Origin of the sequence: Aeromonas sp. A600620 (genome assembly GCF_029479985.1) — a bacterium.
In the GTDB taxonomy this organism is placed as follows: domain Bacteria; phylum Pseudomonadota; class Gammaproteobacteria; order Enterobacterales; family Aeromonadaceae; genus Aeromonas; species Aeromonas veronii_A.
This window is the reverse complement of sequence record NZ_JAAKXB010000015.1, coordinates 100,983-127,879: the sequence shown is the minus strand read 5'-3', so window position 1 is coordinate 127,879 and position 26,897 is coordinate 100,983. Positions and strand designations below refer to the sequence as shown.

The following is a 26,897-nucleotide window of genomic DNA, read 5'->3' as shown; positions in this document are numbered from 1 at the left end:
GTCCGTTTCACACCTTGTCCCATCGGGTTCTCCATTTATTGGGGGGAAAGGTGTAAACCATATTCAGGACGGGACAGTTGCCACAAAAAAAGCGCCTCAGAGGAGGCGCGGGGAAAAAGACAGATTGGAAGCGTCACATGGGTGCTACTTGAATCAGCGAATGAGCCGTGCCATTCAAGTATGGAGCCATAATGCCAAGCTCAATCTGAAGTAGTTCTGAGGCGATTCTTCATCTTCTGTTCATCTTGTCAGCAAGGCGTGGCCACTGATTGAAAGCCTTTTCATTCTGGTCGCGATATTGTCCCGTTCCTCTCCGGGGACGCTCATTGTCTCATGGGGCCAGCTCGAATGTTGTGCCTGCCTGTTCCAGTGCCAGCAACCAGCGCTTGATGGGAATGCCGCCAGCATAGCCGGTCAGATCGCCGCTGCGTCCGATCACCCGATGGCAGGGTACTATGATGCTCAGCGGATTGCGGCCATTGGCAGCGCCTACTGCTCGCACTGCCTTGGGATTGCCGATAGCCTGGGCAATCTCGAGATAGCTCACGGTCTCGCCATACGGGATATCACACAAAGCGTTCCACACCGTTTGCTGGAACGGGGTGCCCTTCGGTGCCATGGGCAGATCGAACTGCTGCAATTTTCCGGCAAAATAGGCGGTGAACTGCTCGACGAAAGGAGCAAGAGCCAGGTCATCACGCTGCCACTCATTGGTCGGAGTTACCGGCTGCTCCCCCCGCACGAACTCCACATAGCGCAGACCATCCTGATCGATGGCGACCAGCAGGGGGCCGCGGGCGCTGTCGCAAAAACTGTATCTCATCGGCTGACATCCTTTGGGGGCTGGCTCAGTCCAGAACCGGTTTGCCGCGGGCGGATTTGATATCCCCCTTGCGCTTTTTGGCATCGACCCGTTTGCGCTGGGAGCTGCGGGTCGGCTTGGTGGCATGGCGAGCCTTGGGGCGCCAGGCTGCTTTCTTCAGCAACTCCACCAGACGGTTCATCGCCTCCTTGCGGTTCATGTCCTGGCTGCGATGGCTCTCGACCCGGATCAGGATAAAGCCATCGTGTACCCGGCTGTCGCTCAGCTTGTCGAGACCCTCCTTGTAGAGGGGCGTCAGGCTGGGAGAGTTGCGGTAATCGAAGCGCAGCCAGACGGCGGAGTCGGTCTTGTTGACGTGCTGTCCACCGTTGCCCTGTGCCCGCATGGTCTGAAATTGCAGCTCATGCCAGGGAATCGTGACGCTGTTGGAGATAACTAACATGCTGTTTTGCTCTTGTTTGGTGCATACCCGCTGACCGCTGCAGCATGGTGCCTCATTATGGGGCGTGCTGGCCGGTTATGGGGATGTGCCTGACGAATGGCGCAGGCATTAAACTCTATCTATATGAAATAAAACAATAAAAATACTTGGCATAAGAATTGAAACCCGATTCATGACACACCATGGATTGGGAGCAACCAGATGAAGCTGATTAGTGCGATTATCAAACCGTTCAAGTTGGACGATGTCCGCGAGGCTATTGCCAACCTGGGGGTGGAAGGGCTGACCGTGTCCGAGGTCAAGGGATTTGGCCGCCAGAAGGGACACACCGAATTATACCGGGGAGCCGAGTATCAGGTCGACTTCCTGCCCAAGGTGAAGCTGGAGATTGCTACCGCCGATGATAACGTGGAAGGGGTGATCGAGGCGATCTGCAAGGCGGCCTATACCGGCAAGATCGGCGACGGCAAGATCTTTGTCTATGACTTGCTGCAGGCGGTGCGCATCCGCACCGGCGAAAGTGACGACGAGGCGCTGTGATGAACCGCATCCGTGACGTACAGATCTGTTGACCTCCCGATCTCGGGGAATCCCGATGGAGTGAGCGCTTATTGAAGCCTGATCAACATAACGTTTTGCTCAGAAGAGGCCGAATGGGATTCCATCCGGCCCTTTTCAATTATGGGCGATTAAATATGTGATGTGGCGACGGCGAGCTTTCTTGATCCGCTTATAAGATGTATGCAGAATGCAAACGGAAATCGTTATCACTATGTATAGCTAATCAAGGAATGGATGATGAAAATGAAGATGTTGGCACTGGCTTTCTCTGCGTTGGCAGCTCAGTCGGCATTGGCGGCCGGGGAAGTGAATGTCTACTCCAACCGGCAGGATGAGCTGATCAAGCCCATCATCCAGCAGTTCGAGAAGGAATCTGGCATCAAGGTGAACGTGGTGTTCGCCAAAGAGGGATTGAACGAGCGTCTGGAGCGGGAAGGCAAGCTCTCTCCGGCCGACCTGATGCTGACCGTCGATATCAGCCGTCTGACCGATCTGGTGGACAAGGGGCTGGTGCAGCCGGTAGACAGCAAGATCCTGCAGGAGAACATCCCCGCCATCTATCGTGATCCGGAGAATCGCTGGTTCGCCCTGACCACCCGGGTTCGCGCCATCTACTCCAGCAAGGATCGCCTCGGCAAGCTCGAGACCATCAGCTACGAAGACTTGGCCAAGCCTGAATTCAAAGGAAAAATCTGCACCCGCAGCGGCAAGCATGAGTACAATGTGGCGCTGGTCTCCTCCATGATTGCCCATCACGGTATGGCCGAGACCAAAACCTGGCTGGAAGGGGTCAAGGCCAACCTGGCGCGCAAGCCGCAGGGCAACGACCGGGATCAGGTCAAGGCGATCAAGGATGGTATCTGTGACGTGTCACTCGGCAACAGCTACTATCTGGGCGCCATGTTGAAAGATCCGGCGCAGAAGTCCTGGGCGGATGCGGTCTATATCAACTTCCCGAACCAGGCTGACCGCGGTGCCCACGTCAACGTGAGCGGCGTGGCCATGACCAAGTATGCCAAGAACAAGGCCGAGGCCCAGAAGCTGATGGAGTTTCTGGCTGGCGACACCGCCCAGCACATGTATGCGGACGTGAACGCCGAATATCCGGTCAAGGCCGGAGTCGAGCCTTCCGCCATGGTCAAGTCCTGGGGCAGTTTCAAGTCTGACGCACTACCGGTCAGCGATTACGCCAAGCACCGCAAGGACGCCTTGCAGTTGCTGGATGAAGTGAAGTTCGATTTGTAATCAGATGGGGCCAACGGCCCCATCAACATCTGTGGTCTCATGAAAAATTTTGGATGGATGACCGGCAGCTGGGCCATCGCCCTGCTGCTGGGTTTACCGGTTATAGCCCTGCTTTTCTCTGCCTTCTCGGCTGAGGGGGAGCTGTTTCGCCACCTCGCCGATACCGTGCTGCTCGATTATCTCGGTAATACCCTGGGGCTGGTGGTCGGCGTAGTATTGCTAAGCCTGCTGTTTGGCGTACCCACCGCCTGGCTGGTGGCCATGTGTCAGGTGCCGGGGCGCCGTGCCCTGCAGTGGGCCTTGATGCTGCCAATGGCCATGCCCTCCTATATCGTCGCCTACGTCTATACCGACTTGCTCGACTACTCGGGCCCGCTACAGGCCGGGTTGCGAGCACTCTTTGGCTGGAACAGCCCTGCCGATTACTGGTTTCCTGCCATTCGCTCCCTTGGTGGCGCCGCCTGGGTGCTGGCGCTGGTGCTGTTCCCCTATGTCTATCTGCTGACCCGCGCCTCTTTTCTCGAGCAGTCAGTCAGCCTGATCCACTCCAGCCGCCTGCTCGGCTGCACCCCGTGGCAGAGCTTTCGTCGCCTCAGTCTGCCGCTGGCGCGCCCCGCCATCATGGTGGCGGTATCGCTGGTGGCCATGGAGACGCTGGCAGATTTTGCCACCGTCCACTTCTTTGCCATCAACACCCTGACCACGGCGGTCTACGACACCTGGCTCGGCTACGGTAGTCTGGCCACCGCGGCCAAACTCTCCTGCCTGATGCTTCTGGCTGTGGTGCTGCTGATCGCGCTGGAGCGCCGCTCGCGCAGTCGGCAGCAGGTGTTCCAGAAGTCCATGGGCCATGAGCAGCCGCTGCGCTATCCGCTCAAGGGGATTGGCCGTTGGTTGGCCGGTCTCTGGTGCTGGGGGCTGGTGCTTGCCGGTTTCGGCCTGCCGTTCGTCATCCTGCTCGATTACGGGGTGCGCTACTTCGAGTTGTCGTGGACACCGGAGTTTGTCCGCTTCGCCGGCAACAGCTTGGCTATCTCGGCGCTAACCGCCCTGCTGGCGATGGGCATCGCCCTGCTGCTCGGCTTCTTCCGCCGCCTCGATGGCGGTATAAAGAGTCTGTTGCCCCTGCGCATCGCCGCCATGGGTTACGCCATGCCGGGCACCGTGCTCGCCATCGGGGTGCTGGTGCCGCTCACCGCCCTCGACTTTGCCATCAACGATCTGGCCGAGTGGCTCGGGCGTCAGGGGCCGGGCTTGCTGCTGACCGGCACCATTACCGCCATCGTGTTCGGCTATTTGGTGCGCTTCGTGGCCATCGCCATCGGCTCGGTGGAGAGCAGCATGGGCAAGATCTCCCCCAGTCTCGACATGGCAGCCCGCTCCTTGGGGCAGGGGAATGGCGGCATGCTGCGGCGGGTCCATCTGCCGCTGGTGCGCCGAGGTCTGTTTGCCGGTGCCATGCTGGTATTCATCGAATCCATGAAGGAGCTGCCCGCCGCCCTGCTGCTGCGGCCGTTCAACTTCGATACTCTGGCGACCCACGTCTACCAATTCGTCTCGGACGAGATGCTGGAGCGCGGCGCGCTGGGGGCCATCGTCATCGTGCTGGTGGGGCTGTTGCCGCTGATCTGGGTCAACCGCAGTCTGGACAGTCCGGGCCACTGAGTCGCCACGTCGGCCAATGAAATTGCATGCGGTGCGCTGAACCAAAAGGCTGCGCGCCGCCAGAAACGAGAGGAAGTCAGCCTTGTCCTGTTTGCAGGTTGAAAATGTCAGCTGCCGTTACAACGGCCGCAATGTGCTGGAACAGCTCTCCCTGACGGTGGCAGACAACGAGATCGTCTGCCTGCTGGGAGCCAGTGGCTGCGGCAAAACCACGCTGCTCAAGGCCATCGCCGGGCTGCTGCCGCTGGCCGATGGCTCGATTCGCCTCGGCGATACCCTGCTCGACGGGCCGGGTGCCAGCGTGCCGCCCGAGGCGCGCAACATCGGCATGATCTTTCAGGATTACGCCCTCTTCCCCCACCTGACGGTGGCCGACAACGTCGGTTTCGGTCTGACCAAATTCGATCGCCGCGCCCGCCAGCAGCAGGTTGACGAGGCGTTGGCGCTGGTCAATCTGCAGGGGCTGGGGGATCGTTATCCGCACCAGCTCTCCGGCGGCCAGCAGCAGCGGGTGGCCATCGCCCGGGCGCTGGTGTGCAAGCCACGGCTGATGCTGCTGGATGAGCCCTTCTCCAACATCGATACCCAGGTGCGGATGAAGTTGATCCTCGAGATCCGCGCCCTGCTCAAGCAGCAGGGGATCGGCGCTATCTTCGTCAGCCACAGCAAGGAAGAGGCGTTCGCCTTCGCCGATCGGCTGGCGCTGTTTCGCGCTGGTCACATCGAACAGGTGGGCCAGCCGGAGCAGCTCTATCGCCGTCCGCAAAACCGCTTCGTGGCGGAGTTTCTCGGTGGGGTCAACTATCTGGCTGCCGAGGTGGTGGACAGCCACTGCGTGCAGACGGCGCTCGGGGTCATTTGTGGCAGTGAGCCTCATGGCCGGGCGGTGGGTGAGCAGTTGCAGCTGATGCTCCGCCCCCAGCAACTGCTGCTGGAGAGCGCCGCAGATGGCGAGCTTAAGGTGGTGGAGCAGCAGTTCCTCGGTCACCACTGCCGGGTGCTGTTCGAGTGTGGCGATCTGCAACTGGAGGCGAGCATTGGCGAGCCCCTTGATGGGATGCGGGCACGGATCAAGGTTGCCCCCCATGGGTTGGTGTTATTTGCCCCTTTGCCCTGAACGCGTGATATCGTCGTGAAATCAAAGAACTGGATCCACTCTGGTTTATAATCGCGCAACGCAAATAGCCCGTAACGCTAACGCCTATTCAGGGGAGAGATATATGAAAGCCCAAGCCGGGATCTGCGCAGAGCCGAATCTGCACGCCCTCTATCTGATGTTCAATCGTACCGGCGATGCCGCCGAACTGGTCGGCCGTCTGGCCAAACTGCCCGCCTTGTGGCAGGCGGTCGCCGCCGATTTCCCTGATGCCGGTTTCAGCGGTCTGGTTGCTGTTGGCTCCGACGCTTGGGATGGTCTCTACCCTGCCGCCCGTCCACCCCAGTTCCGCAGCTTTATGGCGCAATCCGCCAATGGTCAGGAAGCGCCCAACACCCCGTTTGATCTCTTTATCCAGCTGCGCGCCGATCGGGTGGATGTGCTGCACCACGCAGGTCACCGTGTGATGGCACTGCTGGCCGGACTGGTCGAGCTGGCCGAAGAGGTGCGCGGTTTCCGCAACCTGGATTGCCGTGACCTGACCGGTTTCGTCGATGGCACCGAGAACCCGCAGGATGAGCACCGTGCCGAAGTGGCGCTGGTGGCGGAAGGCGAGTTTGCCGGTGGCTCCTACATTCATGTCCAGCGCTGGGTCCATGCCATGAGCGACTGGGAGAAGCTGGCGCAAAAAGAGCAGGAAGACATTATCGGTCGCACCAAGCCCGATAACATCGAGTATGAGTCTGCCGCCAAACCGCTGACCGCCCACATCAAGCGGGTCAATCTCAAGACTCCGAAGGGAGAGTCCATGGAGATCCTGCGCCAGAGCATGCCCTGGGGCACCATGACCGAGCAGGGGCTCTACTTCATCTCCTGCTGCCGCACTCCTCAGCACTTCAACGCCATGCTGGCCAGCATGTACAAGGGGGAGGGCAGCCACTTCGACCACCTGCTGCGCTTTACCAAGGCGGTGACCGGCGCGGCTTTCTTCGCCCCATCGGAAGGTTTTTTGATGGCGCAGGGCAAATAAGCCCGCCTGACGAAGACTCAGAAAACAAAAATCCCGGCCTTGGCCGGGATTTTTCGTTCTGGCGTGACCGCTATGACGCGGTAGCGGCCATTACGGAGTCTGTTCGAACAGCTCGAGGGCGGAGAGGTAGAGCTCTTCGATATCGGTGTCGCTGGTCGGGGTGATGAAGATGGTGTCATCACCGGCGATGGTGCCGAGGATCCCCTCTGCCTTGCCGAGGGAGTCGAGCAGGCGGGCGATCAGCTGGGCTGCACCCGGGCTGGTGTGGATCACCACCAGTGCGCCGTTGTGATCGACGTCCAGTACCAGATTCTTGAGCGGGCTGGAGGTGGTGGGCACGCCCAGTTCCACCGGCAGGCAGTAGACCATCTCCATCTTGGCGTTGCGAGTGCGAACGGCGCCGAAGCGGCTCAGCATGCGCGATACCTTGGACTGGTTGATGTTCTCGAAGCCCAGCTCTTGCAGGGCGGTGACGATTTCTGCCTGGGAGCCAAAGCGCTCTTCTTTCAGCAAGGCTTTAAAGGCCTTGGCCAGTTTTTCTTGCTTGTCGTTGTGTTTCATCTTGGTCTCACGAATGAGGAGGTGTGGCGGCCTGCGCGATACAGGCGGCAGATACGAACAGCGGGGCCATTTTGCATTCATATGCCGTTTTTTGCAAGGAAGCGGCGCTTGTTCTGCATATTGATTCAAAAATGGCTTGCATCAACCTTTATTAGGGATAGAATCGGGATGAAATTTTGAAAACTTATTCAATTGGGCTGTATGGGTATTGAATTAATAGGTATCGAGAAGTCTTGGCACAAGGTGCCGGTTCTGCAACAGGTCAGCTTTCGGACATCCCCCGGTGAAACCTTGGTGTTGCTGGGCCCGAGCGGTGCTGGCAAGAGTTCCCTACTACGGATGATGAATCTGCTGGATACCCCGGATGCGGGTGTTCTGCGGATTGGCGAAAGTGAATTTTCTTTCCCGAACTCCCTCTCTGCTGCCGAATTCAACCGCCAGTCCCAACTGCTGCGCCGCAAGGTGGGCATGGTGTTCCAGCAGTACAATCTCTGGCCACATCTCACTGTGATGGAGAATCTGATTGAAGCGCCGGTCAAGGTGCTCGGCATGAGCAAGGAGGCCGCCATCGAGAAGGGGGCCTACCTGCTGGCCCAGCTGCAACTGGCCGACAAGCGCGATGCCTGGCCTGCCCGTCTCTCTGGCGGTCAGCAGCAGCGGGTGGCCATTGCCCGTACCCTGATGATGGACCCGGAAGTGCTGCTGTTTGACGAGCCGACAGCTGCCCTCGATCCCGAGATCACCAAAGAGGTGGCCGAGATCATCCGCAACCTGAGCCAGACCGGCATTACCCAGGTGGTGGTGACCCACGAGGTCGACTTTGCCCGCAAGGTGGCCAGCCAGGTGATTTATCTGGAGAAGGGGCGGATCATCGAATCCGGCACCGCCGCCATTTTCCAATCCCCGCAAACCAGCCGGTTTGCCGAATTCTTGATGCATTGATATTGAATCGATAAGGAAGCTGTCATGAAAAAGAGTCTGTTGTTGGTTGCTGCCATGGGCCTGTTGAGTACCTCCGTCATGGCCAAAGAGATCAAGTTCGCCACCGAGGCCACCTACGCACCGTTCGAATACCTGGATGACAAGAACGAGTTTCAGGGTTTTGACATCGATCTGGCGCGCGCCATCTGCGAGCAGGCCAAGCTGGAGTGCAGCTTCCACAACCAGGCCTTTGACAGCCTGATCCCCAGCCTCAAATTCCGTCGCTACGATGCCGCCATCGCCGCCATGGACGTGACCCCTGAGCGGGCCGCTCAGGTCGATTTCTCTGACATCTACTACGAGAACTCGGCCGTATTCGTCGCCAAGAAAGGGGCCTTCAAGGGGCCGGAAGAGATGGTCGACAAGACAGTCGGCGTGCAGAACGGTACCTCTCACCAGTCCTATCTGGTTGATAACTGGGTGAGCAAGGGTCTGCTGACCGTGCCGTACGCCAGCTACCAGAGCGCCTTCCTCGACATGATGAATGGCCGTACCGACGGTGTCTTTGCCGATACCGCCGTTGCTGCCGACTGGCTGAAGCAGCACAAGGAGTATGCGGTGGTGGGTGCGCCGGTGACGGATGCCAAGTACTTCGGTACCGGCTTTGGCATCGCGGTCGCCAAGGGCAATCAGGAGCTGCTGACCCAGCTGAACAAGGGGCTGGCCGAGATCAAGGCCAACGGCACCTATCAGAAAATCTTCGACAAATACTTCGCGCAGTAAGCCATGTTGAGCCTGTTGTTGGATGCAGCCTGGATGACCCTCGGGCTGGCCTTGGCATCACTGGTCGGGGGCATGGTATTGGCGCTGGCGTTCAGTGCCGCCGAGCTCAGCAAGCACCGTGCATTGGTGTGGCCGGTGGCCACCCTGACCACGCTGATCCGTGGTCTGCCCGAGTTGCTGGTGGTGCTGTTCATCTACTTCGGCTCGACCCAGGTGCTGTTCCTCATCACTGGCGAGTATGTGGAGTTCAGCCCGTTCGCCTGTGGGGTGCTGGCGCTCTCCCTGCTGTTTGCCAGCTATGCGACCCAGACCCTGCGGGCGGCGCTCAATGCGGTGCCTTCAGGTCAACGGTTGGCGGCGCTGGCGTTGGGGTTGAGCAAGAGCCACATCTTCTTTCGCATCGTGTTGCCGCAGGCGTGGCGTTATGCCCTGCCGGGCCTCGGCAACCAGTGGCTGGTGTTGCTGAAAGATACCGCGCTGGTGTCGCTTATCGGGGTCAACGAGATGATGCGTCAGGCGCAGATGGCCTCGGCCAGTACCTATGAGCCTTTCACCTGGTATGCCGCCGCCGCCCTCATCTATCTGGCCATCAGTCTGGTGAGTGAATATGGCCTCGGGCTGGCTGCCCGCTACACCCGCCGCTACGGAGGCTAACTGATGCAAGAGTATCTCGTTACGTTGCTGGGCGGTCTGGTCACCACGCTGGAGCTGACCCTGTTCAGCCTGCTGCTGGGGATTGTGTTGGCAGCCCTGATGACCTGGGTGTTGGAGCTGCGCCTGCCGGTGGCGACCCAGCTGGTGCAGCTGTGGGTGCTGCTCTTTACCGGCACGCCGCTGCTCATTCAGATCTTCCTGATTTACTACGGGCCGGGCCAGTTCGAGTGGCTGAAAGCCGGCCCGCTCTGGCCGCTGCTCAAGCAGCCCTGGTTCTGCGCCGTGCTGGCGCTGGGTCTCAACACGGCGGCCTACTCCACCCGGTTGTTCAAGGGGGCGCTCGATGCCATCCCGGCTGGTGAGGTGGAGGCGTGCCGGGCGCTTGGTTTTAATGGCCGCCAGACCTTGTGGATGAAGGTGCGCCACGCCGCCCGTCATCTGGTGCCTGCCTACTCCAACGAGGTGATCCTGGTGCTCAAGGGGAGCTCCCTCGCCAGTACTATCACCATCATGGACATCATGGGGCTGGCGCAGGGGTTGAACGCCCAGACCTACGATACCCTGGCTGTGTTCGGGGTGGCTGGTGGGCTTTATCTGGCGATGAACGGATTGTTAACAATTGGTTTTCGCTGGTGTGAAAAACGGGCGCTGGCATTCCAATCCTGAGACCCTCAGATCTACCTCTTTATGGTAAGGAGAAGTGCAGAAAAACTGTGCTTCTCCTCCAACTTTTTGTATTTCCCTCCAATTTTTGCTCCCGCATGTTTCGTGGCTCACAGAACCCGTGACTGCAACTGTTATCAGATTGTTTTTTATGGGGGGATCCATTAAGGTTGGGCGCACAACAACAAACAACCTTAAACCTACGCTTAAACATGGAGTTGATCATGAAAGTTGCCGTTCTGGGTGCCGCTGGTGGCATCGGTCAAGCCCTCGCTCTGCTGTTGAAAAACCGTCTGCCGGCTGGCTCCGAGCTGAGCCTGTATGACATCGCCCCGGTTACCCCGGGTGTGGCCGTTGACCTCAGTCATATTCCTACCGACGTCGCCATCAAGGGCTTCTGCGGTGAAGATCCGACTCCTGCGCTGGTTGGGGCCGATGTGGTGCTGATCTCCGCCGGTGTGGCACGCAAGCCGGGGATGGATCGCTCCGACCTGTTCAATATCAACGCCGGTATCGTCAAGAATCTGGTCGAGAAGTGCGCGGCCACTTGCCCGAAAGCACTGATCGGCATCATCACCAACCCGGTCAACACCACTGTGGCTATCGCCGCCGAAGTGCTGAAGAAAGCCGGTGTCTATGACAAGCGTCGCCTGTTCGGTGTCACCACCCTGGACGTGATCCGCGCCGAGACCTTCGTGGCCGCTGCCAAAGGGTTGAACATCGACAAGGTACGCGTCAACGTGATCGGTGGTCACAGTGGCGTCACCATCCTGCCGCTGCTCTCCCAGATTGAAGGCGCTTCCTTCACCGCTGAAGAAGTGGCAGCCATGACCAAGCGCATCCAGAATGCCGGTACCGAAGTGGTGGAAGCCAAAGCCGGTGGCGGTTCTGCGACCCTCTCCATGGGTCAGGCGGCTTGCCGTTTCGGTCTCTCCCTCATCAAGGGTCTGCAGGGCGAAGCCAACGTTGTTGAGTGCGCCTACGTTGAAGGCAACGGCGAGCACGCCACCTTCTTCGCACAGCCGGTACTGCTGGGCAAGAATGGCGTCGAAACCGTACTGGATTACGGCAAGCTGAGCGCGTTCGAGCAGGAAGCGATGGAAGGCATGCTGGCTACCCTGAAAGCCGATATCCAGTTGGGTGTCGATTTCGTCAAGTAAGCGGGTCAACCGTGCCAACAAGGGAGCTTCGGCTCCCTTTTGTATTGATGAGATCCGCCCGGCAGGCTAAGGGGATGGGGCTTGGTGCCGATAACAGAGTGCAGCAGGAGATCCTTATGATGAAACCCCTTACCCTTCTCATTCTTGTCGGTACATTCACCGCGCCCCTCTATGGTGCCGAGGCGGTATCGGCTGCCGTATCGAGCGATGTGCCTGCAGCAAGTGCATCGGCACCGACCGCAAGCAGTGCTGCGGTGTCAACGGCCCCTGTCTCTGCTGCTACGCCAGCGCCCTCTGAGGCAGTCCCCGTCTTGCTCCCGGCCGAGCCGGTCACCCCCGTTACCAGCAGTGGCGAGGGGGCCGCGCCGCTGCCAAAACCGGTGGAACCTGCTGCTGTGGTGGCGCCTCCCGCACCTCTGGCCGCTGGCGAGTTGCAGGCGGTGCCACTCTATCGTCAGGACGAGTTGCTCAACTGGATTGAGCAGGGGCGTCACCTCACTCAGGTGAAGCAGGATCGCTGTCAGCTGACTCAGGATATCGAAGCGCGCGCCTCGGTGATGAAGATCCCGGCCTATCAATTCCTCTGGGGGGATATGCTGGCGTGGGGTGTCTGTACCAAATCCAATGCCGAACTCGGGGTGCAATATATGTGGGAGGCGGCCAATCAGGGGTTGGCGCCAGCGCTGGAGCAGCTGGGGCGCTACTACTGGAAAGGAACTTTGGTGCAGAAGGATTTGGTGCGAGCCGAAACTCTGATGCGCGAGGCGGCCAGCCTCGGTTTTCTGCGGGCTCGCATCGAGTGGGTCGAGATGCTGTTGCAGGGGATGGGCAGTCCGCTTGATTATGAGGACGCCTATCGCTGGCTCCATGGCTCCGTCATAGGTGACAAGGCGCTGCACCAGAAGGCGGCGAGTCTGCTCAGCCGTCTTGGCAACCGGATGCCGGCCAACGTGGTGGCCCGCGCCAAGGCGATGCACTGATCCAAAAAAATGACCCACAGATCTGCACCTGTGGGTCCGGTTCCAGCCGCCGTGCCATGACAAGCCGGAACCTCCCTCTGTTATATGGCTGCCTGCGCCTTAGAGATCTTGGTGGGGGCCAAAAACTTCGTAATGGAGCTGCCCGGCTGACACCCCAGCCGCCAGCAGCTGCCGCTTGATCTCTTGCATGAAGCCGACAGGGCCACAGAAGTAGTAGTGGGCCTGCGGCGTGATGCGCTCTTTCACGGCAGTCAGATCCATGGTGCCGGCCAGGTCATAATCTTCACCCTGTACATCGCTGGCCTCCGGCTCCCGATACCAGACCCGGCTCAGCAAGTTGGGATGCTGGCGGGATTTTTGCTGAATATCCTCCCGGAAGGCGTGTACAGCGCCCTGTTCGCAGGCGTGCAGCCAGGTGATCTCGGCCTGATGAGCACTTTCCAGCAGCTGGTTGAGCATGCTCATCATCGGCGTCACGCCGACACCGGCTGAGAGCAGTACCACCGGGGTCTGGCTGTCGGCTTTCAGGTAGAAATCGCCGGTAGGAGGCATCACCTCGATCTTGTCACCCGCCTGCAGGTGATCGTGCAGCAGGTTGGAGACCTGACCCTGCGGCTCACGCTTGACGCTGATGCGGTAATCCTGCCCGTTGGGGGCATCGGAGAGGGAGTACTGGCGGATCTCCTGATATTCCAGCTCGGGGTGAACCAGCTTGATGCTGAGGTATTGGCCCGGTTTGAAGGTCAGTACCGGCTTGCCATCTTCCGGTGCCAGCAGGAAGGAGGTGATGAGGTCGCTCTCGGCTCGCTTCTCCTTGATGATGAAGGTGCGGGTACCTTGCCAGCCGCCATCCTGACTTGCCTTCTCCTGATAGATCTCCCGCTCGCGGCCGATGAAGATGTCTGCCAGCACGCCATACGCCTTGCCCCATGCCTCCAGCACCTCGTCGGTGACCGCACTTCCGCCCAATTCTTTGAGCGTGGCCAAGAGATGACTACCTACAATGTGATATTGTTCCGGCTGGATCAGGAATCCGGTATGTTTGTGCGCAATCCGCTCGACCGCACCGGCGAGCGCTCCCAGATTGTCGATATTCTTTGCATACGCGGCGACTGCATTGAACAGGGCCAGCGGCTGGCCGCCACTGCGTTGGTGGGCCAGGTTGAAGATATCTTTCAGCTCCGGGTTATGGCTGAACATCCGCTGGTAGAAGTGCTGGGTGAGGGCAGGGCCTGCCGATTCGAGCAGCGGAATGGTGCTTTTGATGACGGCAACGGTGGTTTGATCTAGCATAGGGGCCTCGTTCTAATTGAACATATAAAATGTCATTTAATAAGTGGCATCCTAGATGTTTATTTGATTTGAATCAATACTCCACTTTTCGCATCGCGCTAATCAGGTTTTATGAGACTAACCAGTTATACAGATTTTGGATTGAGAGCCCTGCTCTATCTTGCCACCCTGCCGGAAGGGGAGTTGTCGAGCGTTGCCAAGGTATCGGCCCTGTATGGCGTTTCCCGCAACCACATGGTGAAGGTGGTCAATCAGCTGGTGAAGCTGGGCTATCTGCAATCCCAGCGTGGCAAGAATGGCGGTATTCGCATGGCTTGCGATCCCGCCACCATCAATATCGGGCAGGTGATCAGGGCGCTGGAAGGCAATCTGGACGGCATTGACTGCGGCTCGCCCGCTTGCCACATCGTCTCTGTCTGTCTGCTCAAGAGTGCGCTGAAAGAGGCGATGGATGCGTTTCTGGCGGTGATGGACAGCTATACGCTGCAAGACCTGCTGGCCAACCGTGACGAGCTACAGAGGGTGTTTGGCGAGTTGATCCCGACGCTGGTGCTGGAGCCGGATGATGAAGATGAACAGTGAAGAGCTGCAATAGAAAAGGGCTGCCACTGGCAGCCCTTTTTCAATCTTGCGAATCCGACTCCGCTCGGTACGATGCCGGCATAATCCGCGCCATCTTGACCATGTTGTTCTCCACATCGAGGATCTCGATAGGATAACCGGCCAACCGGATCCCGATGTTGGGCTGGGGGATCTCCTCCAGATATTCGAGGATCAGACCGTTGAGGGTACGCGGGCCGTCGATGGGCAGGTGCCAGTTCATCTCCTTGTTCAGCTCACGAATATTGGCTGAGCCTTCGACCAGATAAGAACCATCTGACTGGGGGTGGATCTCGTCGCTTGGCGCAGGCGTCATGGAGGTGGTAAAGTCGCCCACGATCTCTTCCAGAATATCGTCCAGAGTGATTAGCCCCTGAATGTCGCCGTATTCGTCGACGATCAGGCCAATTCGCTCCTTGTTGCGCTGGAATTTGGCCAGCTGCACGTTGAGCGGCGTTCCTTCCGGAATGAAGTAGATCTCGTCCACTTCCCGCAACAGGCTCGATTTGTTGAACTGATCCCTGGCAACCAGCCGCAGGGCATCGCGCGCGTGCAAAAAGCCGACAACGTCGTCGATATTATCGCGATAGAGCAGGATCTTGGTGTGAGCGCAGTGGGCCAGCTGGCGCTGGATGCTCTTCCAGTCATCGTTGATGTCGATGGCGTAGATATCGCTGCGCGGCACCATGATGTCCTCGACCAGCATCTTGTCGAGATCCAGAATACTCAGCAGCATCTCCTGATGACGCTGGGGGATCAGGTTACCCGCCTCATTGACGATGGTGCGCAGCTCCTCGGTGTTGAGGGAGTCATCCTTGTTGGGATTGATCTTCAGCATCTTGAGCAGGCCGCTGGTGATGCCGTTGATCAGCCAGACCAGCGGCGAGAGCGGCACCATCAGCCCCTTGAGGATCCAGGAGGCGGGATAGGCGATCTTCTCCGGAAACATGGCTGCCAGTGTCTTTGGCGTCACTTCACCGAATACCAGTACTACCAGAGTCAGGCCGAAGGTAGCGATGGCGACCCCGAGATCACCAAACAGCCGGATACAGACGATGGTGGCGATGGCGGAGGCGAGGATATTGACCAGATTGTTGCCGATCAGGATCAGCCCCAGCAGGCGATCGGGGCGGGCGAGCAGTTGCTCGACGCGACGTGCGGCTTTGTGTTTGGTCTGTGCCAGATGCCGAAGTTTGTAGCGGTTGATGGACATCAGGCCGGTTTCGGCACTGGAGAAAAAGGCGGAAAGAAGGATCAAGATAACGAGAACAATCAGTAATGTACTCGTTGAGATGCTGTCCAAAAAGGGCTCCTGTTGGATGGTATGGCTAAAAGAGTATAGGTGTCAGCTCAACAGCACTTCTTTGACGAAGCGACTGCCAAAATAGGCAAGAGTCAGGATGAAGCTGCCGATCAGACTGAGAGTGATGACTTTACGGCCGCGCCAACCATAGGTGTGATGGCCCCACAACAGCAGCACATAGACACACCAGGCCAGAATGGAGAGTACCGCCTTGTGTGATTTGCCCTGGGCGAACATGTCTTCGAGGAAGAACAGGCCGGAGGCAATGGAGAGTGTCAGCAGGAACAGACCCGCCGAGATGAGCTGGAACAGCCGCTTCTCCACCGTCATCAGTGGCGGCATGGCTGGCAGGTTGCTGATTTTTCGAGATTTAAGCTGCTTGTCCAGACAGGCAAGCTGCAACGCAAACAGGCAGGCGATCATCAATACCGCATAGGCCATCAGGGCTAGGCCGATGTGCAGCAACAGCTGGGGATGGGCCTCCAGATGGGTGATGTAGCGACCCGGGATCAAGGCGCTGGCAGCCAGCAACAGGGCCGAGAAGCTATAGACTACCGGCAGCAGGATCCAGCCGTTGAAGCGACGGGTGACGCAGGTCATGAAGCAACTGATGATCAGGCTCACCAGCGAGGCGACGTTGAGCATGCTCAGGTTTTGACCGGAATGGGTCACCATTACTTCGCTGGCAACAGATGCACCATGGGCTACCAGTGCCAGTCCCACGCAAGCGAACAGGGGGGTGTACCCGACTTGTTTGGCATTGAGCAGCAGGTGCAGTGAGGCGATGATGGCCAGCAGATAAAACGCCAGGGCCAGAACAGAGATCACGATCATAACCAGGTCGTTGTTACACAAGCATTTAGGGATATAAGAGGAGCAGTATACCTTGCACAAGATGTGCTCGCCAGTTGTGCAATGGCCGATCCGCCCATATATAGGGACGAAGCATAGATGAGCGACGGTGCGGTGAATAATCGTCCTCGCGGCTGCTCTGGGTTATAATGCCCCCTATTTATTACGCCAAGAACCGGAATGCGTCATGTTTGAGAATTTGACTGAAAGACTCTCGCGCACCTTGCGCAATGTCAGTGGCCGTGGTCGGCTGACCGAAGAGAACATCAAAGAGACCCTGCGCGAAGTCCGCATGGCGCTGCTTGAGGCGGACGTCGCCCTGCCGGTCGTGCGTGATTTCGTGGCGCGCGTCAAGGAGCGTGCCGTCGGGCAGGAAGTGGCCAAATCCCTGAGCCCGGGTCAGGCATTCATCAAGATAGTGCACGGCGAGCTGGTCACCGTGATGGGGGAGGCCAATGAACAGCTCAATCTGGCTGCCCAGCCGCCCGCCATTATCCTGATGGCCGGTTTGCAGGGGGCCGGTAAGACCACCACGGTCGGCAAACTGGCCAAACTGCTCAAAGAGCGCAACAAGAAGAAGGTGTTGGTGGTCAGTGCCGACGTCTATCGCCCTGCTGCGATCAAACAGCTGGAGACCCTGGCGGGTGACATCGGCGTCGACTTCTTCCCGAGCGATGCAAGCCAGAAGCCGGTTGCCATCGCGACTGCCGCTATCGATCAGGCGCGCAAGAAATTCTATGACGTGGTGATCGTCGATACCGCCGGCCGTCTGCATGTTGATAGCGAAATGATGGCCGAGATCCAGGATCTGCATGCCACCATCAAGCCGGTCGAGACCCTGTTCGTGGTGGATGCCATGACAGGTCAGGATGCCGCCAACACCGCCAAGGCGTTCAACGAAGCGCTGCCGCTCACCGGTGTCATCCTTACCAAGGCGGACGGCGATGCCCGCGGTGGTGCCGCCCTGTCGGTGCGCCACATCACCGGTAAACCGGTCAAGTTCATCGGTATGGGCGAGAAGACCGATGCGCTGGAGCCGTTCCACCCTGATCGCCTCGCCTCTCGCATCCTCGGCATGGGCGATGTGCTCTCTCTGATCGAAGAGGTGGAGCGTAACGTCGATAAAGAGAAAGCGGCCAAGCTGGCCAGCAAGGTCAAGAGCGGTAAAGGCTTCGATCTCGAGGACTTCCGCGAGCAGTTGGCCCAGATGCGCAACATGGGCGGCATGATGGGCATGCTCGACAAGCTGCCGGGCATGTCCGGCCTGCCGGACAACATCAAGGATCAGATGGATGACAAACTCACCGTGCGGATGGAGGCCATCATCAGCTCCATGACGCCGAAAGAGCGTGCCCATCCCGACCTCATCAAGGGCTCTCGCAAGCGTCGCATCGCTGCAGGTTCCGGCATGCAGGTGCAGGACGTGAACAAGCTGCTCAAGCAGTTCACCGAGATGCAGCGTATGATGAAGAAGATGTCCGGCAAGGGCGGCATGCGCAAAATGATGAGCCAGATGAAGAACATGCTGCCACCGGGATTTGGTGGCGGTCGCGGTCCGTTCTGATTATCCGGAGTTAGGTATTGAGCGAGGGTCTGCGAGTTGCAGGCCCTTTTCATTGCAGCCCTGCGCAAAAAATGGCTGGCTTGGTTGCAATTATTACGAATCCAAGTAGAATTATGCGGCTTATTTTAAGCTAGGGTCCGCGTGTTTGCGGGCCTTGTTCATTAGATGTTAATGAGGACGATATGGTAACCATTCGTTTACAACGTGGTGGCGCGAAAAAGCGTCCGTTCTACCAGGTAGTAGTTGCTGACAGCCGTAACGCCCGCGACGGTCGTTTCATCGAGCGCGTTGGTTTCTTCAACCCGGTTGCTTCTGGTCAGGCTGAAAAGCTGAACCTGGACCTGGCTCGTATCGAGCATTGGGTTGCTACTGGTGCCGCTGTTTCTGAGCGCGTTGCCAAGCTGATCAAAGACGCTGCCAAAGCTGCTTAATCAGCCAAACGGTAAGGAGTTAAGGTGGAAAAACCTGTAGTTCTGGGCACCCTGGGGACCGTTTACGGCATCAAGGGCTGGCTTAAAGTGAACTCCTTCACCGATGTTGCCGAAGCGATTTTCGATTACAACCCCTGGCTGATTAATCAGAACGGGGCGTGGCGTGAAATTCGGGTTTCATCCTGGAAACGTCACAACAAGGGTCTGATCTGCAAACTCGATGGTATCGATGTGCGCGAAGATGCCCTGGCATTGACCAATGTCGAGATCGGCGTACCCGCTGATCTATTGCCTGCGTTGCCTGAGGGCGAGTTCTACTGGCGTGACCTGATTGGTTGCTCGGTAGTGACCACCAAGGGATATGACCTGGGCAAGGTGACCGAATTGATGGAAACCGGCTCCAACGATGTGTTGGTGGTTGAGGCCAATGTAAAAGATGCCTTTGGTGCAAAGGAGCGGTTGATTCCGTTCCTGGAAGAGCAGGTGATCAAGAACATTGATCTGACTGCTCGAACAATCGAAGTTGATTGGGATCCTGGTTTCTAGTTTCCCGCGCTAACACGGGTGCCGGAGGTTTCTTATGTGGATTGGGGTGATTAGCCTCTTCCCTGAAATGTTCCGAGCCATTACCGAGCACGGGGTAACGGGTCGGGCCGTCAAGAGTGGCCTGCTGCAGATTGAGTGCTGGAACCCCCGGGACTTTACCCACGACAAACACCGTACGGTCGATGATCGTCCTTATGGTGGTGGGCCCGGCATGTTAATGATGGTTCAGCCGCTGCGTGACGCGATTCATGCAGCCAAGCAAGCGGCGGGAGACGGGGCGAAAGTCATCTATCTCTCCCCTCAGGGACGCAAGCTGACTCAAGCGGGCGTAACCGAGTTGGCGACGAATCAGAAACTGATTCTGGTAGCCGGTCGATACGAAGGTATCGATGAACGCGTGATACAAACCGAAGTCGACGAAGAGTGGTCTATCGGGGATTACGTGTTAAGTGGTGGCGAGTTGCCTGCCATGACCCTGATCGATGCGGTTTCGCGTCTGGTTCCAGGAGTCTTGGGTGATCAGGCCAGTGCTGAGCAGGACTCCTTTACGGATGGCTTGCTGGATCATCCCCACTACACTCGGCCGGAGGTGTTGGATGGATTGGCGGTGCCCGAGGCGCTGACAAGCGGCAATCACGAAGTGATTCGGCGCTGGCGTCTCAAGCAATCGCTCGGACGAACCTGGCAAAGAAGGCCGGAACTTATTAACAACCTAGCTCTGACTGACGAGCAAGAATCACTTCTTGCCGAGTATGTCCGCGAAGTGCGTGACAGCGTTAAGTAGAGTTTTCAGTTTATCCTAGGTAAGGAAAGACAATGAGCAAGATTATTCAGCAGCTTGAACAAGAGCAAATGCGTACCGACATCCCGGCTTTTGCCCAGGGCGACACCGTACGTGTTCAAGTTCGTGTTAAAGAAGGTGGTAAAGAGCGTCTGCAGGCTTTCGAAGGCATCGTTATTGCCAAGCGTAACCGCGGTCTGCACTCTGCTTTCACCGTTCGCAAGATCTCCAACGGCGAAGGTGTTGAGCGTGTATTCCAGACTCACTCTCCGCTGATCCACAGTGTAGAACTGAAGCGTCGTGGTGATGTTCGCCGCGCCAAACTGTACTACCTGCGCAACCTGTCCGGCAAAGCTGCTCGTATCAAAGAGAAGCTCAACTAATTCGATTCGAATTGGTGTCGGTATGTCGGCAAATAGCTCGACAGGTAGTGAAAAGGCTCGCCAATGGCGAGCCTTTTTTGTATCCGTCTATTGGCTCTCTGGTTGCCGTTACTGGATGACCCGTACCACCGAGTTGTCACGCCCGAAAGGGCCAGGCACATAGTCGTCCGCAGCCCAGTCATTCTCGTAGAGGGTTTCCCCTGCCGGAGTGATGAGCTGGTAGCAATATTCGAAGTACCCCGGGCCGTCGGTCGGCAGATTGAGGGTGGCTTTGAACTCGCCGCTCTTCATGCGTTTCAGCTCGACCGGTTGCCACTGGGTGAACTCGCCGATCAGCATCACCTGTTCCGCTCCTGCAGCCGCCTCTTTCTCTACGGCAAAGGTCACCTTGACCTCGGGTTTGGACTTGAGAAACTGCTTGGTAAGTGGCATGACGCCTCCTTGTCTGTGAGTTAAAAATGGCTCCTGTCTATTTTTATACCACCATATGACAAAGATGTTGATAAGGCAGATCAAGTCGGCAAGGCAAAATAGCGTTGCAGTAGACTGTGGGTGAAGTCGATCTTGAGATAGAAGCCGCGGGGCAGGGTCATGATGGGTTGACCATCGCGGCCGATGGCGCGAGTCAGCGCCTTGTTGTTGGCCGCCTTGGGCCGCAGTTGCATCACCTGGCCGTGGCGCGCGCTGATCTGCTCCACTTCTCCCAGCACTATCATGTCCATCAGCTCCTCCCAGTCCTGACGCAGTAGCCGATCTTCCTCTTCATTCGGGCTCCACATCAGCGGCATGCCGACCCGCCGCTCGCCAACCGGGATCTCCCGATTGCCTTCCACCGGGATCCAGAGCACCCGGGATAGCTTGTTGCGCACGTTGGACTCCTCCCAGCGCTGGCCGCTGACACCGATCAGCGGGGCGACGCAGACGAAGGTGGTCTCCAGCGGTTTGCCCTGAGGATCCACGGGGATCGTCTTGAGTTCGATCCCCAGCTCCGGGAAGTCCTGCTCCGGCTTGCTCCCTGCGCTGGCTCCCAGTTGCAGCTCGATCAACTGACCGACCCACCCCTTGTCACGGCGCAGGTCTTTGGGCACCGCGACACCAGCCTCGGCGGCCAGCTGCGCCAGGGTGAATCCGGCCATGGCATAGGCGCGGCTCAATAACTCCTGCTCGGATTGGGGATTGCTTGGCATAGTTGGCTCCATCTTGCTCGCCATATTCTAACAGGGGAGGATCCCGAGAAGGATCGCTGTTTTTATAACCGATCCTGAGTGGATAAGATCAAATGCAGAGAGTTTGGGGACTATCATCTCATCATTATGATTTTAAAGGATTTTGTCTATTTTATCGAGTAGTGATCCTGGTCTGGTTTGACCTCTAAATAGTTGTCCAAGGGTTTGTGCATGATGTTACACACAGTTATCCACAGAAATCTTGGATAAGTGGATGAAAGTGGTTGGAGTCGCTGATATGTTACAAAAAATTGTGAATGCCACCCCATTTTTACAGGGTAAACGGGGTAGATATTGTGCCACTCCTGTGGATAATTTCGCCGCGGTGGATCTTTGAGCAGTTGAACTTGTTCACAATCCGGATCATGGATCAGGCTCTTGGGGTAACATGGATCTAGATCCAGTTATTTTATCTCAAGTTAATAAAAAATAATGATTTTTTATATTTAATGTCGCGTGGTGATACGAAGAGTTACTTTTCGCGTACAGTTAAAAAGTACTGTATATACCCGTTTGCTAACAGCTTTATGCACAGCCTGGGTGGGCAACTTGGGGGCGCGGATCCTTGGATTTGTTTATAAGTATGTTTGAAATTGAAAGTTATTCATGAAACAGGGGATTCACTCCTTGTTTGCTGCCACGGAGTGAATGTGGAACAATCTCCTTATAGATTCAGCCTTTATAAGGTGATCACGTGATTGATGGCGACGGATTTCGTCCCAATGTCGGTATCGTGATCTGTAACCGTGAAGGACAAGTGTTGTGGGCTAAACGCTATGGGCAGCACTCCTGGCAGTTTCCGCAGGGGGGGGTTGATGATGGTGAAACGCCAGAGCAGGCCATGTATCGAGAGCTGTATGAGGAGATTGGCCTCAAGCCCGAAGATGTGACCATCATGGCCACCAGTCGTAACTGGCTAAAGTACCGTTTACCCAAACGTCTTGTCCGCTGGGACAGTTCACCGGTCTGTATTGGCCAAAAACAAAAATGGTTCCTGTTACAGCTGAATTCGGGCAAGGAGTCGAGGATCCAGTTCGGCTGTCATGGCCATCCCGAATTTGACGACTGGCGTTGGGTCAGCTTCTGGTATCCGGTGCGTCAGGTCGTTTCGTTCAAGCGGGAGGTTTACCGCCGGGTCATGAAAGAGTTTGCCCCGCTGGCGATGCCAGTGCCGGTAGTGCAGGTCAACAAGAAGGATGGGCGGCGCAACCGCGCCCGTTAAGGAGCACAGATTAGTTGTTAACGGAACTGAGACGTATCGTCGAGAGCATGGCCGAGGCCAATACCCTCGAGCAGGCCTTGCAAGCATTGGTGAGCCAGACCCGGCACGCCATGGCAGTGGACTGCTGCTCCGTCTATGTCTCGGAACCCGAGGTGCGCCGCTATCGCCTGGCGGCTACCGACGGCTTGGCCCCGTCCGCGGTCGGCAAGGCCACTCTGCCCTTCGAACAGGGCATCGTCGGTCTGGTCGGTCAGCGGGAAGAGCTGATCAACCTGGCGGATGCCCCCGCGCATCCCAGTTTCAAATTCCTGCCCGATGTGGCCGAAGAGGCGTTCCGCTCCTTCCTGGGCGCCCCCATCATGCACCAGCGTCAGGTGGTCGGCATTCTGGTGGTACAGCAGAAGGAGAGTCGCCGCTTCGATGAGGGGGAAGAGTCCTTCATGGTCACCCTGGCGGCCCAGTTGGCGGCGCGTATCGCCCAGGCGCAGGCCAAGGGGTGGTTGCAGAAGACCGACTGGAGCAAGCCGCTGCGCGGTATTGCCGGTGCCAGCGGTATTGCCATGGCCAAGGCCTGGGTGTGGCGGCCCCGCAAGGCGCTCTCGTCCATTACCCCGCGCAAGGATGAAAACCATGCCAGCCAGCTGGCGAGGCTGGAGCTGGCCGTGGAGGAGGTGCGTCACGATCTGGAGAGTCTGGCGCTGCGTTTTCGCGAGAGCTACAGCCAGGATTCGGTGGCGATCTTCGATATCTATCTCCATCTGCTGAACGATCCCGGCTACATCAAGCCCATTCGCAACAAGGTAAGCAAGGAGCACTGGACTGCGGTATCTGCGGTCAAGCTCATCAGCGATCGCTTGATCGAGCAGTTCAAGGGGATGAAGGATCCCTACCTGCAGGAGCGCTCCACCGACGTGAAGGATATTGCCCAGCGGCTGATCAGCCGACTGGTGCAGAATGAACCGGAGCATATTTCCATCGGCGAGCCGGTTGTGCTGGTTGCCGACGAGGTGACGGCCACCATTCTGGCGGAAGTGCCCCGCGAGTATCTGACCGGGGTGGTCTCGCTCAAGGGGGGGACCAACTCCCACGCGGCCATTCTGGCCCGCGCCATGGGGGTGGCTGCCATCATGGGGGTCGATCTGCCCCTTGGTGACATCGGTGGTCGCATGTTGGTCGTCGATGGCTACAGCGGCGATCTCTTCATCGAGCCCAATCAGGTGATCCTGACCGAGTATCGTCAGCTGCTGAGCGAAGAGCGGGCGCTCGATAGCCTGGTGCGCAGCGTCGACAACCTGCCATCCGAGACGGCCGACGGCACCAAGGTCTCCCTGCTGCTCAACGCCGGTCTCAGCGCCGATACCGAGATCTCCCTAAATCAGCTGGCGGACGGGGTCGGTCTCTATCGCACCGAGATCCCCTTTATGCTGCAGGAGAGTTTCCCCTCTGAGTGGGAGCAGACTGCCCGCTATCGCGGCATTCTGGAGACCTACCGCAACCGGCCGGTCTGCATGCGGACGCTGGATGTGGGCGGCGACAAGCCGTTGCCCTATTTCCCCATCGTCGAGGAAAACCCCTTCCTTGGCTGGCGGGGGATCCGGATCACGCTGGATCACCCCGAACTGTTTCTGGTGCAGCTCAAGGCGATGCTGCGGGCCAGTGAAGGGCTGGACAATCTGGCCATCATGCTGCCGATGATCAGCAGCGTCAGCGAAATCAAAGCCTCCCGTCGTCTGCTGGATCAGGCATGGCGGGAAGTGTCGGAAGAGGCGGCAAGCCGCGATGCGGTGATCCGCTACCCCAGCCTCGGGGTGATGATCGAGGTGCCCTCAGCCCTCTTTATTTTGCCGGAGATGGCACCGCTCATCGACTTCTGGTCTGTGGGCAGCAATGACCTTACCCAGTACCTGCTGGCGGTAGATCGCAACAATTCCCGGGTTGCCAATATCTACAATGCCTTCCATCCAGCGGTGATCCGCGCCCTGCAACAGCTGGTTGATGCTTCCCATCGCTACCAGAAGCCGGTGTCGGTGTGTGGCGAGCTGGCCGGTGATCCGGTCGGTGTGCTGCTGCTGCTTGCTATGGGTTATCGCCGCTTCAGTATGAACACCCACAACATCGCCCGGATCAAGTACGTGCTGCGTCAATCCACCCTGAGCGAGTTGACGGAACTGATGGCTGATGGCCTCAAACATGACAATCCCCACGTGCTGCGCGGCCTGTTTGCCCGTTATCTGGAAGAGCATGGTTTGGGCGGTTTGCTGCGAGCCGGTCATAAATCGAAACAGAGTGATTGATAATCATGCCTTGTCCCTGCTGACGAATGATCGGAAAATGCGGCTTTTATTTTGACTGGGGCCGCATATGCAGCACGATGGATATTGGGTTTTCTCGCAGATTGATCCCGTAGCATTCAGTTTGGGACCACTATCGGTACGCTGGTATGGTCTCATGTACCTGTTCGGTTTCGCGTTTGCCATGTGGCTTGCCGGCCGTCGTGCCGATGCACCGAACAGCGGTTGGACCCGCAACGAGGTGTCGGATCTGCTGTTTTACGGCTTCCTCGGGGTGATCCTCGGTGGCCGTGTCGGTTACGTGCTGTTCTACAACTTCGATCTCTTCCTCGCGGATCCCACCTACCTGTTCAAGATCTGGACCGGCGGTATGTCGTTCCACGGTGGTCTGATCGGGGTGATCACCGCGATGGTCTGGTTTGCCCACAAGACCAAGCGCCACTTCTTCACCGTGGCCGACTTTGTGGCACCGCTCATTCCGTTTGGTCTCGGCGTTGGCCGGATCGGCAACTTCCTCAACGGCGAGCTGTGGGGCCGGGTCACCGATGTGCCCTGGGCCATCATCTTCCCGGAGGCGGGTCCCGAGCCGCGTCATCCCTCCCAGCTCTACCAGTTCGCCCTGGAAGGGGTGGTGTTGTTCATCATCCTCAATCTCTTCTGGCGCAAGAATCCGCCGCGCGGCGCCATCTCCGGCATGTTCCTGCTGTTCTACGGCCTGTTCCGCTTCCTGGTGGAGTTTGTGCGCCAGCCGGACAGCCAGCTCGGTCTCTACTTCCAGGAGATCAGCATGGGCCAGATCCTCTCCACCCCGATGATTATCGTCGGTGCCCTGATGATTTGGGCCGCCTACAAGCGTCCGCAGTTGTTCGGTAATGCCGTGAAGGAGGCGAAATAATGCGAGCTTATCTCGACCTGATGCAGAAAATCCTCGATGAGGGCACCGTCAAGTCAGACCGTACCGGCACCGGTACTGTCTCCCTGTTCGGCCATCAGATGCGCTTCAATCTGGCGGAAGGTTTCCCGCTGGTGACCACCAAGAAGTGCCACCTGCGCTCCATCATTCACGAGCTGCTCTGGTTCCTCAATGGCGATACCAATACCGCCTATCTGAAGGAAAACGGCGTCAGCATCTGGGATGAGTGGGCCGACGAGAATGGCGATCTGGGGCCGGTTTACGGCGCTCAGTGGCGCTCCTGGCCTGCCGCTGACGGGTCTGTCATCGACCAGATCCAGAAGGCGGTGGATGACATCAAGTACAACCCGGATTCGCGCCGCATCATCGTATCCGCCTGGAACGTGGGCGAGCTGGACAAGATGGCGCTGGCCCCCTGCCACGCCTTCTTCCAGTTTTATGTGGCGGGCGGCAAGCTCTCCTGCCAGCTCTACCAGCGCAGCTGTGATGTGTTCCTCGGCTTGCCGTTCAACATTGCCAGCTACGCCCTGCTGACCCACATGATGGCCCAGCAGTGCAATCTGGAAGTGGGTGACTTCGTCTGGACTGGCGGTGATGTGCATCTCTACTCCAACCACATGGAGCAGACTGCGCTGCAGCTCTCCCGCGAGCCGCGCCCGCTGCCGACCCTAGTGATCAAGCGCAAACCTGACTCCATCTTCGACTACAAGTTCGAGGATTTCGAGATCGAGGGTTATGACCCCCATCCCGGCATCAAGGCGCCCGTCGCCATCTGATAGCAAGGCGCTTCAGGGCGCCTTTTTTATGCAGTTAAATAATTGAAAATTCATTTTATTGATTAATAAGACGGTAACCAGAGACGAGGAAAAACCTGCTTATAGCAGGTATGTTCTATTTTGCCTTCGGTT

General features: G+C 57.9%; 29 protein-coding genes. 21 read left to right on the top strand and 8 right to left on the bottom strand.

The window, feature by feature from the left end; translation table 11 throughout:
• Positions 1-331: 331 nt before the first annotated feature.
• Both G5533_RS17320 and arfB read right to left on the bottom strand, forming a co-directional pair.
• Positions 332-823: a methylated-DNA--[protein]-cysteine S-methyltransferase gene (locus G5533_RS17320; RefSeq protein WP_227341897.1), complete on the bottom strand. Its 492-nt coding sequence runs from the start codon at positions 821-823 to the stop codon at positions 332-334.
• Between the two features lie 25 nt (positions 824-848).
• The gene (gene arfB / locus G5533_RS17315; RefSeq protein WP_139430011.1) at positions 849-1,265 is read right to left on the bottom strand and encodes an alternative ribosome rescue aminoacyl-tRNA hydrolase ArfB; all 417 of its coding nucleotides are present in this window, start codon (positions 1,263-1,265) and stop codon (positions 849-851) included.
• Positions 1,266-1,466: 201 nt separating this feature from the next.
• Here arfB and glnK point away from each other — a divergent pair, with 201 nt between their 5' ends.
• The 5 genes from glnK (at position 1,467) to G5533_RS17290 (ending at position 6,862) form a co-directional block, all read left to right on the top strand.
• Positions 1,467-1,805, top strand: a complete 339-nt coding sequence (gene glnK / locus G5533_RS17310) for a P-II family nitrogen regulator (RefSeq protein ID WP_005341406.1) — start codon at positions 1,467-1,469, stop codon at positions 1,803-1,805.
• 258 nt (positions 1,806-2,063) lie between these two features.
• A complete protein-coding gene (locus tag G5533_RS17305) occupies positions 2,064-3,071 on the top strand; it encodes a Fe(3+) ABC transporter substrate-binding protein (RefSeq protein ID WP_021230948.1) in 1,008 nt (335 codons plus the stop codon).
• Between the two features lie 39 nt (positions 3,072-3,110).
• A complete protein-coding gene (locus G5533_RS17300) occupies positions 3,111-4,736 on the top strand; it encodes an ABC transporter permease (RefSeq protein ID WP_441255134.1) in 1,626 nt (541 codons plus the stop codon).
• Positions 4,737-4,818: 82 nt separating this feature from the next.
• Complete coding sequence (locus tag G5533_RS17295) at positions 4,819-5,853, top strand: ABC transporter ATP-binding protein (RefSeq protein WP_337073205.1); 1,035 nt, start codon at positions 4,819-4,821, stop codon at positions 5,851-5,853.
• A 103-nt stretch (positions 5,854-5,956) separates the two neighbouring features.
• Positions 5,957-6,862 carry a Dyp-type peroxidase gene (locus G5533_RS17290; RefSeq protein WP_268012429.1) on the top strand — a complete coding sequence of 302 codons (906 nt, stop codon included), beginning with the start codon at positions 5,957-5,959 and terminating at the stop codon, positions 6,860-6,862.
• 90 nt (positions 6,863-6,952) lie between these two features.
• On the opposite strand, the gene argR is transcribed toward G5533_RS17290, so the two are convergent.
• Positions 6,953-7,423, bottom strand: a complete 471-nt coding sequence (gene argR, locus G5533_RS17285; RefSeq protein ID WP_005340378.1) for a transcriptional regulator ArgR — start codon at positions 7,421-7,423, stop codon at positions 6,953-6,955.
• 201 nt (positions 7,424-7,624) lie between these two features.
• Between argR and G5533_RS17280 the strand changes: the two genes are divergently transcribed.
• From G5533_RS17280 to G5533_RS17255, 6 genes are all read left to right on the top strand, one after another.
• On the top strand, positions 7,625-8,365 hold the full coding sequence (locus G5533_RS17280; protein ID WP_005357971.1) for an ATP-binding cassette domain-containing protein: 741 nt from the start codon (positions 7,625-7,627) through the stop codon (positions 8,363-8,365).
• Positions 8,366-8,389: 24 nt separating this feature from the next.
• Positions 8,390-9,127 carry a transporter substrate-binding domain-containing protein gene (locus G5533_RS17275; protein WP_005340381.1) on the top strand — a complete coding sequence of 246 codons (738 nt, stop codon included), beginning with the start codon at positions 8,390-8,392 and terminating at the stop codon, positions 9,125-9,127.
• Between the two features lie 3 nt (positions 9,128-9,130).
• Positions 9,131-9,781, top strand: coding sequence for an arginine ABC transporter permease ArtQ (artQ, locus tag G5533_RS17270; protein WP_441255133.1), 651 nt, complete (start codon positions 9,131-9,133; stop codon positions 9,779-9,781).
• A gap of 3 nt (positions 9,782-9,784) precedes the next feature.
• Positions 9,785-10,447 (top strand): arginine ABC transporter permease ArtM, encoded by a 663-nt coding sequence (gene artM, locus G5533_RS17265; RefSeq protein WP_216952846.1) that lies wholly within the window; start codon positions 9,785-9,787, stop codon positions 10,445-10,447.
• Between the two features lie 221 nt (positions 10,448-10,668).
• A complete protein-coding gene (mdh, locus tag G5533_RS17260; RefSeq protein ID WP_005340384.1) occupies positions 10,669-11,604 on the top strand; it encodes a malate dehydrogenase in 936 nt (311 codons plus the stop codon).
• 395 nt (positions 11,605-11,999) lie between these two features.
• The gene (locus G5533_RS17255) at positions 12,000-12,584 is read left to right on the top strand and encodes a tetratricopeptide repeat protein (RefSeq protein WP_103251390.1); all 585 of its coding nucleotides are present in this window, start codon (positions 12,000-12,002) and stop codon (positions 12,582-12,584) included.
• A gap of 99 nt (positions 12,585-12,683) precedes the next feature.
• Here G5533_RS17255 and hmpA read toward each other — a convergent pair whose 3' ends face one another.
• Entirely contained in the window at positions 12,684-13,877 is a 1,194-nt protein-coding gene (hmpA, locus tag G5533_RS17250; RefSeq protein WP_201990764.1) for an NO-inducible flavohemoprotein, read from the bottom strand.
• Positions 13,878-13,988: 111 nt separating this feature from the next.
• Here hmpA and G5533_RS17245 point away from each other — a divergent pair, with 111 nt between their 5' ends.
• Positions 13,989-14,459 (top strand): Rrf2 family transcriptional regulator, encoded by a 471-nt coding sequence (locus tag G5533_RS17245; RefSeq protein WP_005340388.1) that lies wholly within the window; start codon positions 13,989-13,991, stop codon positions 14,457-14,459.
• A 40-nt stretch (positions 14,460-14,499) separates the two neighbouring features.
• Here G5533_RS17245 and G5533_RS17240 read toward each other — a convergent pair whose 3' ends face one another.
• Together G5533_RS17240 and G5533_RS17235 are read right to left on the bottom strand one after the other, a co-directional pair.
• Entirely contained in the window at positions 14,500-15,780 is a 1,281-nt protein-coding gene (locus G5533_RS17240; protein WP_005348906.1) for an HlyC/CorC family transporter, read from the bottom strand.
• A 42-nt stretch (positions 15,781-15,822) separates the two neighbouring features.
• The gene (locus tag G5533_RS17235; protein ID WP_227341902.1) at positions 15,823-16,614 is read right to left on the bottom strand and encodes a cytochrome C assembly family protein; all 792 of its coding nucleotides are present in this window, start codon (positions 16,612-16,614) and stop codon (positions 15,823-15,825) included.
• Between the two features lie 205 nt (positions 16,615-16,819).
• Here G5533_RS17235 and ffh point away from each other — a divergent pair, with 205 nt between their 5' ends.
• The 5 genes from ffh (at position 16,820) to rplS (ending at position 20,337) form a co-directional block, all read left to right on the top strand.
• Positions 16,820-18,196 (top strand): signal recognition particle protein, encoded by a 1,377-nt coding sequence (gene ffh / locus G5533_RS17230; RefSeq protein ID WP_005341384.1) that lies wholly within the window; start codon positions 16,820-16,822, stop codon positions 18,194-18,196.
• Positions 18,197-18,378: 182 nt separating this feature from the next.
• Positions 18,379-18,627, top strand: a complete 249-nt coding sequence (rpsP, locus tag G5533_RS17225) for a 30S ribosomal protein S16 (RefSeq protein WP_216952849.1) — start codon at positions 18,379-18,381, stop codon at positions 18,625-18,627.
• Positions 18,628-18,651: 24 nt separating this feature from the next.
• Positions 18,652-19,173 (top strand): ribosome maturation factor RimM, encoded by a 522-nt coding sequence (gene rimM, locus G5533_RS17220; RefSeq protein WP_005340394.1) that lies wholly within the window; start codon positions 18,652-18,654, stop codon positions 19,171-19,173.
• Positions 19,174-19,207: 34 nt separating this feature from the next.
• Positions 19,208-19,957: a tRNA (guanosine(37)-N1)-methyltransferase TrmD gene (gene trmD, locus G5533_RS17215; RefSeq protein ID WP_005308699.1), complete on the top strand. Its 750-nt coding sequence runs from the start codon at positions 19,208-19,210 to the stop codon at positions 19,955-19,957.
• Positions 19,958-19,989: 32 nt separating this feature from the next.
• On the top strand, positions 19,990-20,337 hold the full coding sequence (rplS, locus tag G5533_RS17210; RefSeq protein ID WP_005308701.1) for a 50S ribosomal protein L19: 348 nt from the start codon (positions 19,990-19,992) through the stop codon (positions 20,335-20,337).
• Positions 20,338-20,445: 108 nt separating this feature from the next.
• Here the strand turns inward: rplS and G5533_RS17205 are convergent, their stop codons facing one another.
• Both G5533_RS17205 and mutH read right to left on the bottom strand, forming a co-directional pair.
• Positions 20,446-20,769, bottom strand: coding sequence for an isoamylase early set domain-containing protein (locus G5533_RS17205; protein WP_042053334.1), 324 nt, complete (start codon positions 20,767-20,769; stop codon positions 20,446-20,448).
• Positions 20,770-20,849: 80 nt separating this feature from the next.
• Complete coding sequence (mutH, locus tag G5533_RS17200; protein WP_042053335.1) at positions 20,850-21,524, bottom strand: DNA mismatch repair endonuclease MutH; 675 nt, start codon at positions 21,522-21,524, stop codon at positions 20,850-20,852.
• A 733-nt stretch (positions 21,525-22,257) separates the two neighbouring features.
• Here mutH and rppH point away from each other — a divergent pair.
• The 4 genes from rppH to thyA all read left to right on the top strand — a co-directional run bounded on the left by rppH (position 22,258) and on the right by thyA (position 26,765).
• A complete protein-coding gene (gene rppH, locus G5533_RS17195) occupies positions 22,258-22,785 on the top strand; it encodes an RNA pyrophosphohydrolase (RefSeq protein ID WP_005357996.1) in 528 nt (175 codons plus the stop codon).
• Between the two features lie 14 nt (positions 22,786-22,799).
• The gene (ptsP, locus tag G5533_RS17190; protein WP_441255130.1) at positions 22,800-25,079 is read left to right on the top strand and encodes a phosphoenolpyruvate--protein phosphotransferase; all 2,280 of its coding nucleotides are present in this window, start codon (positions 22,800-22,802) and stop codon (positions 25,077-25,079) included.
• A gap of 67 nt (positions 25,080-25,146) precedes the next feature.
• Positions 25,147-25,971: a prolipoprotein diacylglyceryl transferase gene (lgt, locus tag G5533_RS17185; protein ID WP_421202933.1), complete on the top strand. Its 825-nt coding sequence runs from the start codon at positions 25,147-25,149 to the stop codon at positions 25,969-25,971.
• Complete coding sequence (gene thyA, locus G5533_RS17180) at positions 25,971-26,765, top strand: thymidylate synthase (protein WP_421255641.1); 795 nt, start codon at positions 25,971-25,973, stop codon at positions 26,763-26,765. Before lgt ends, thyA begins: the two co-directional genes overlap by 1 nt.
• Positions 26,766-26,897 lie beyond the last annotated feature (132 nt).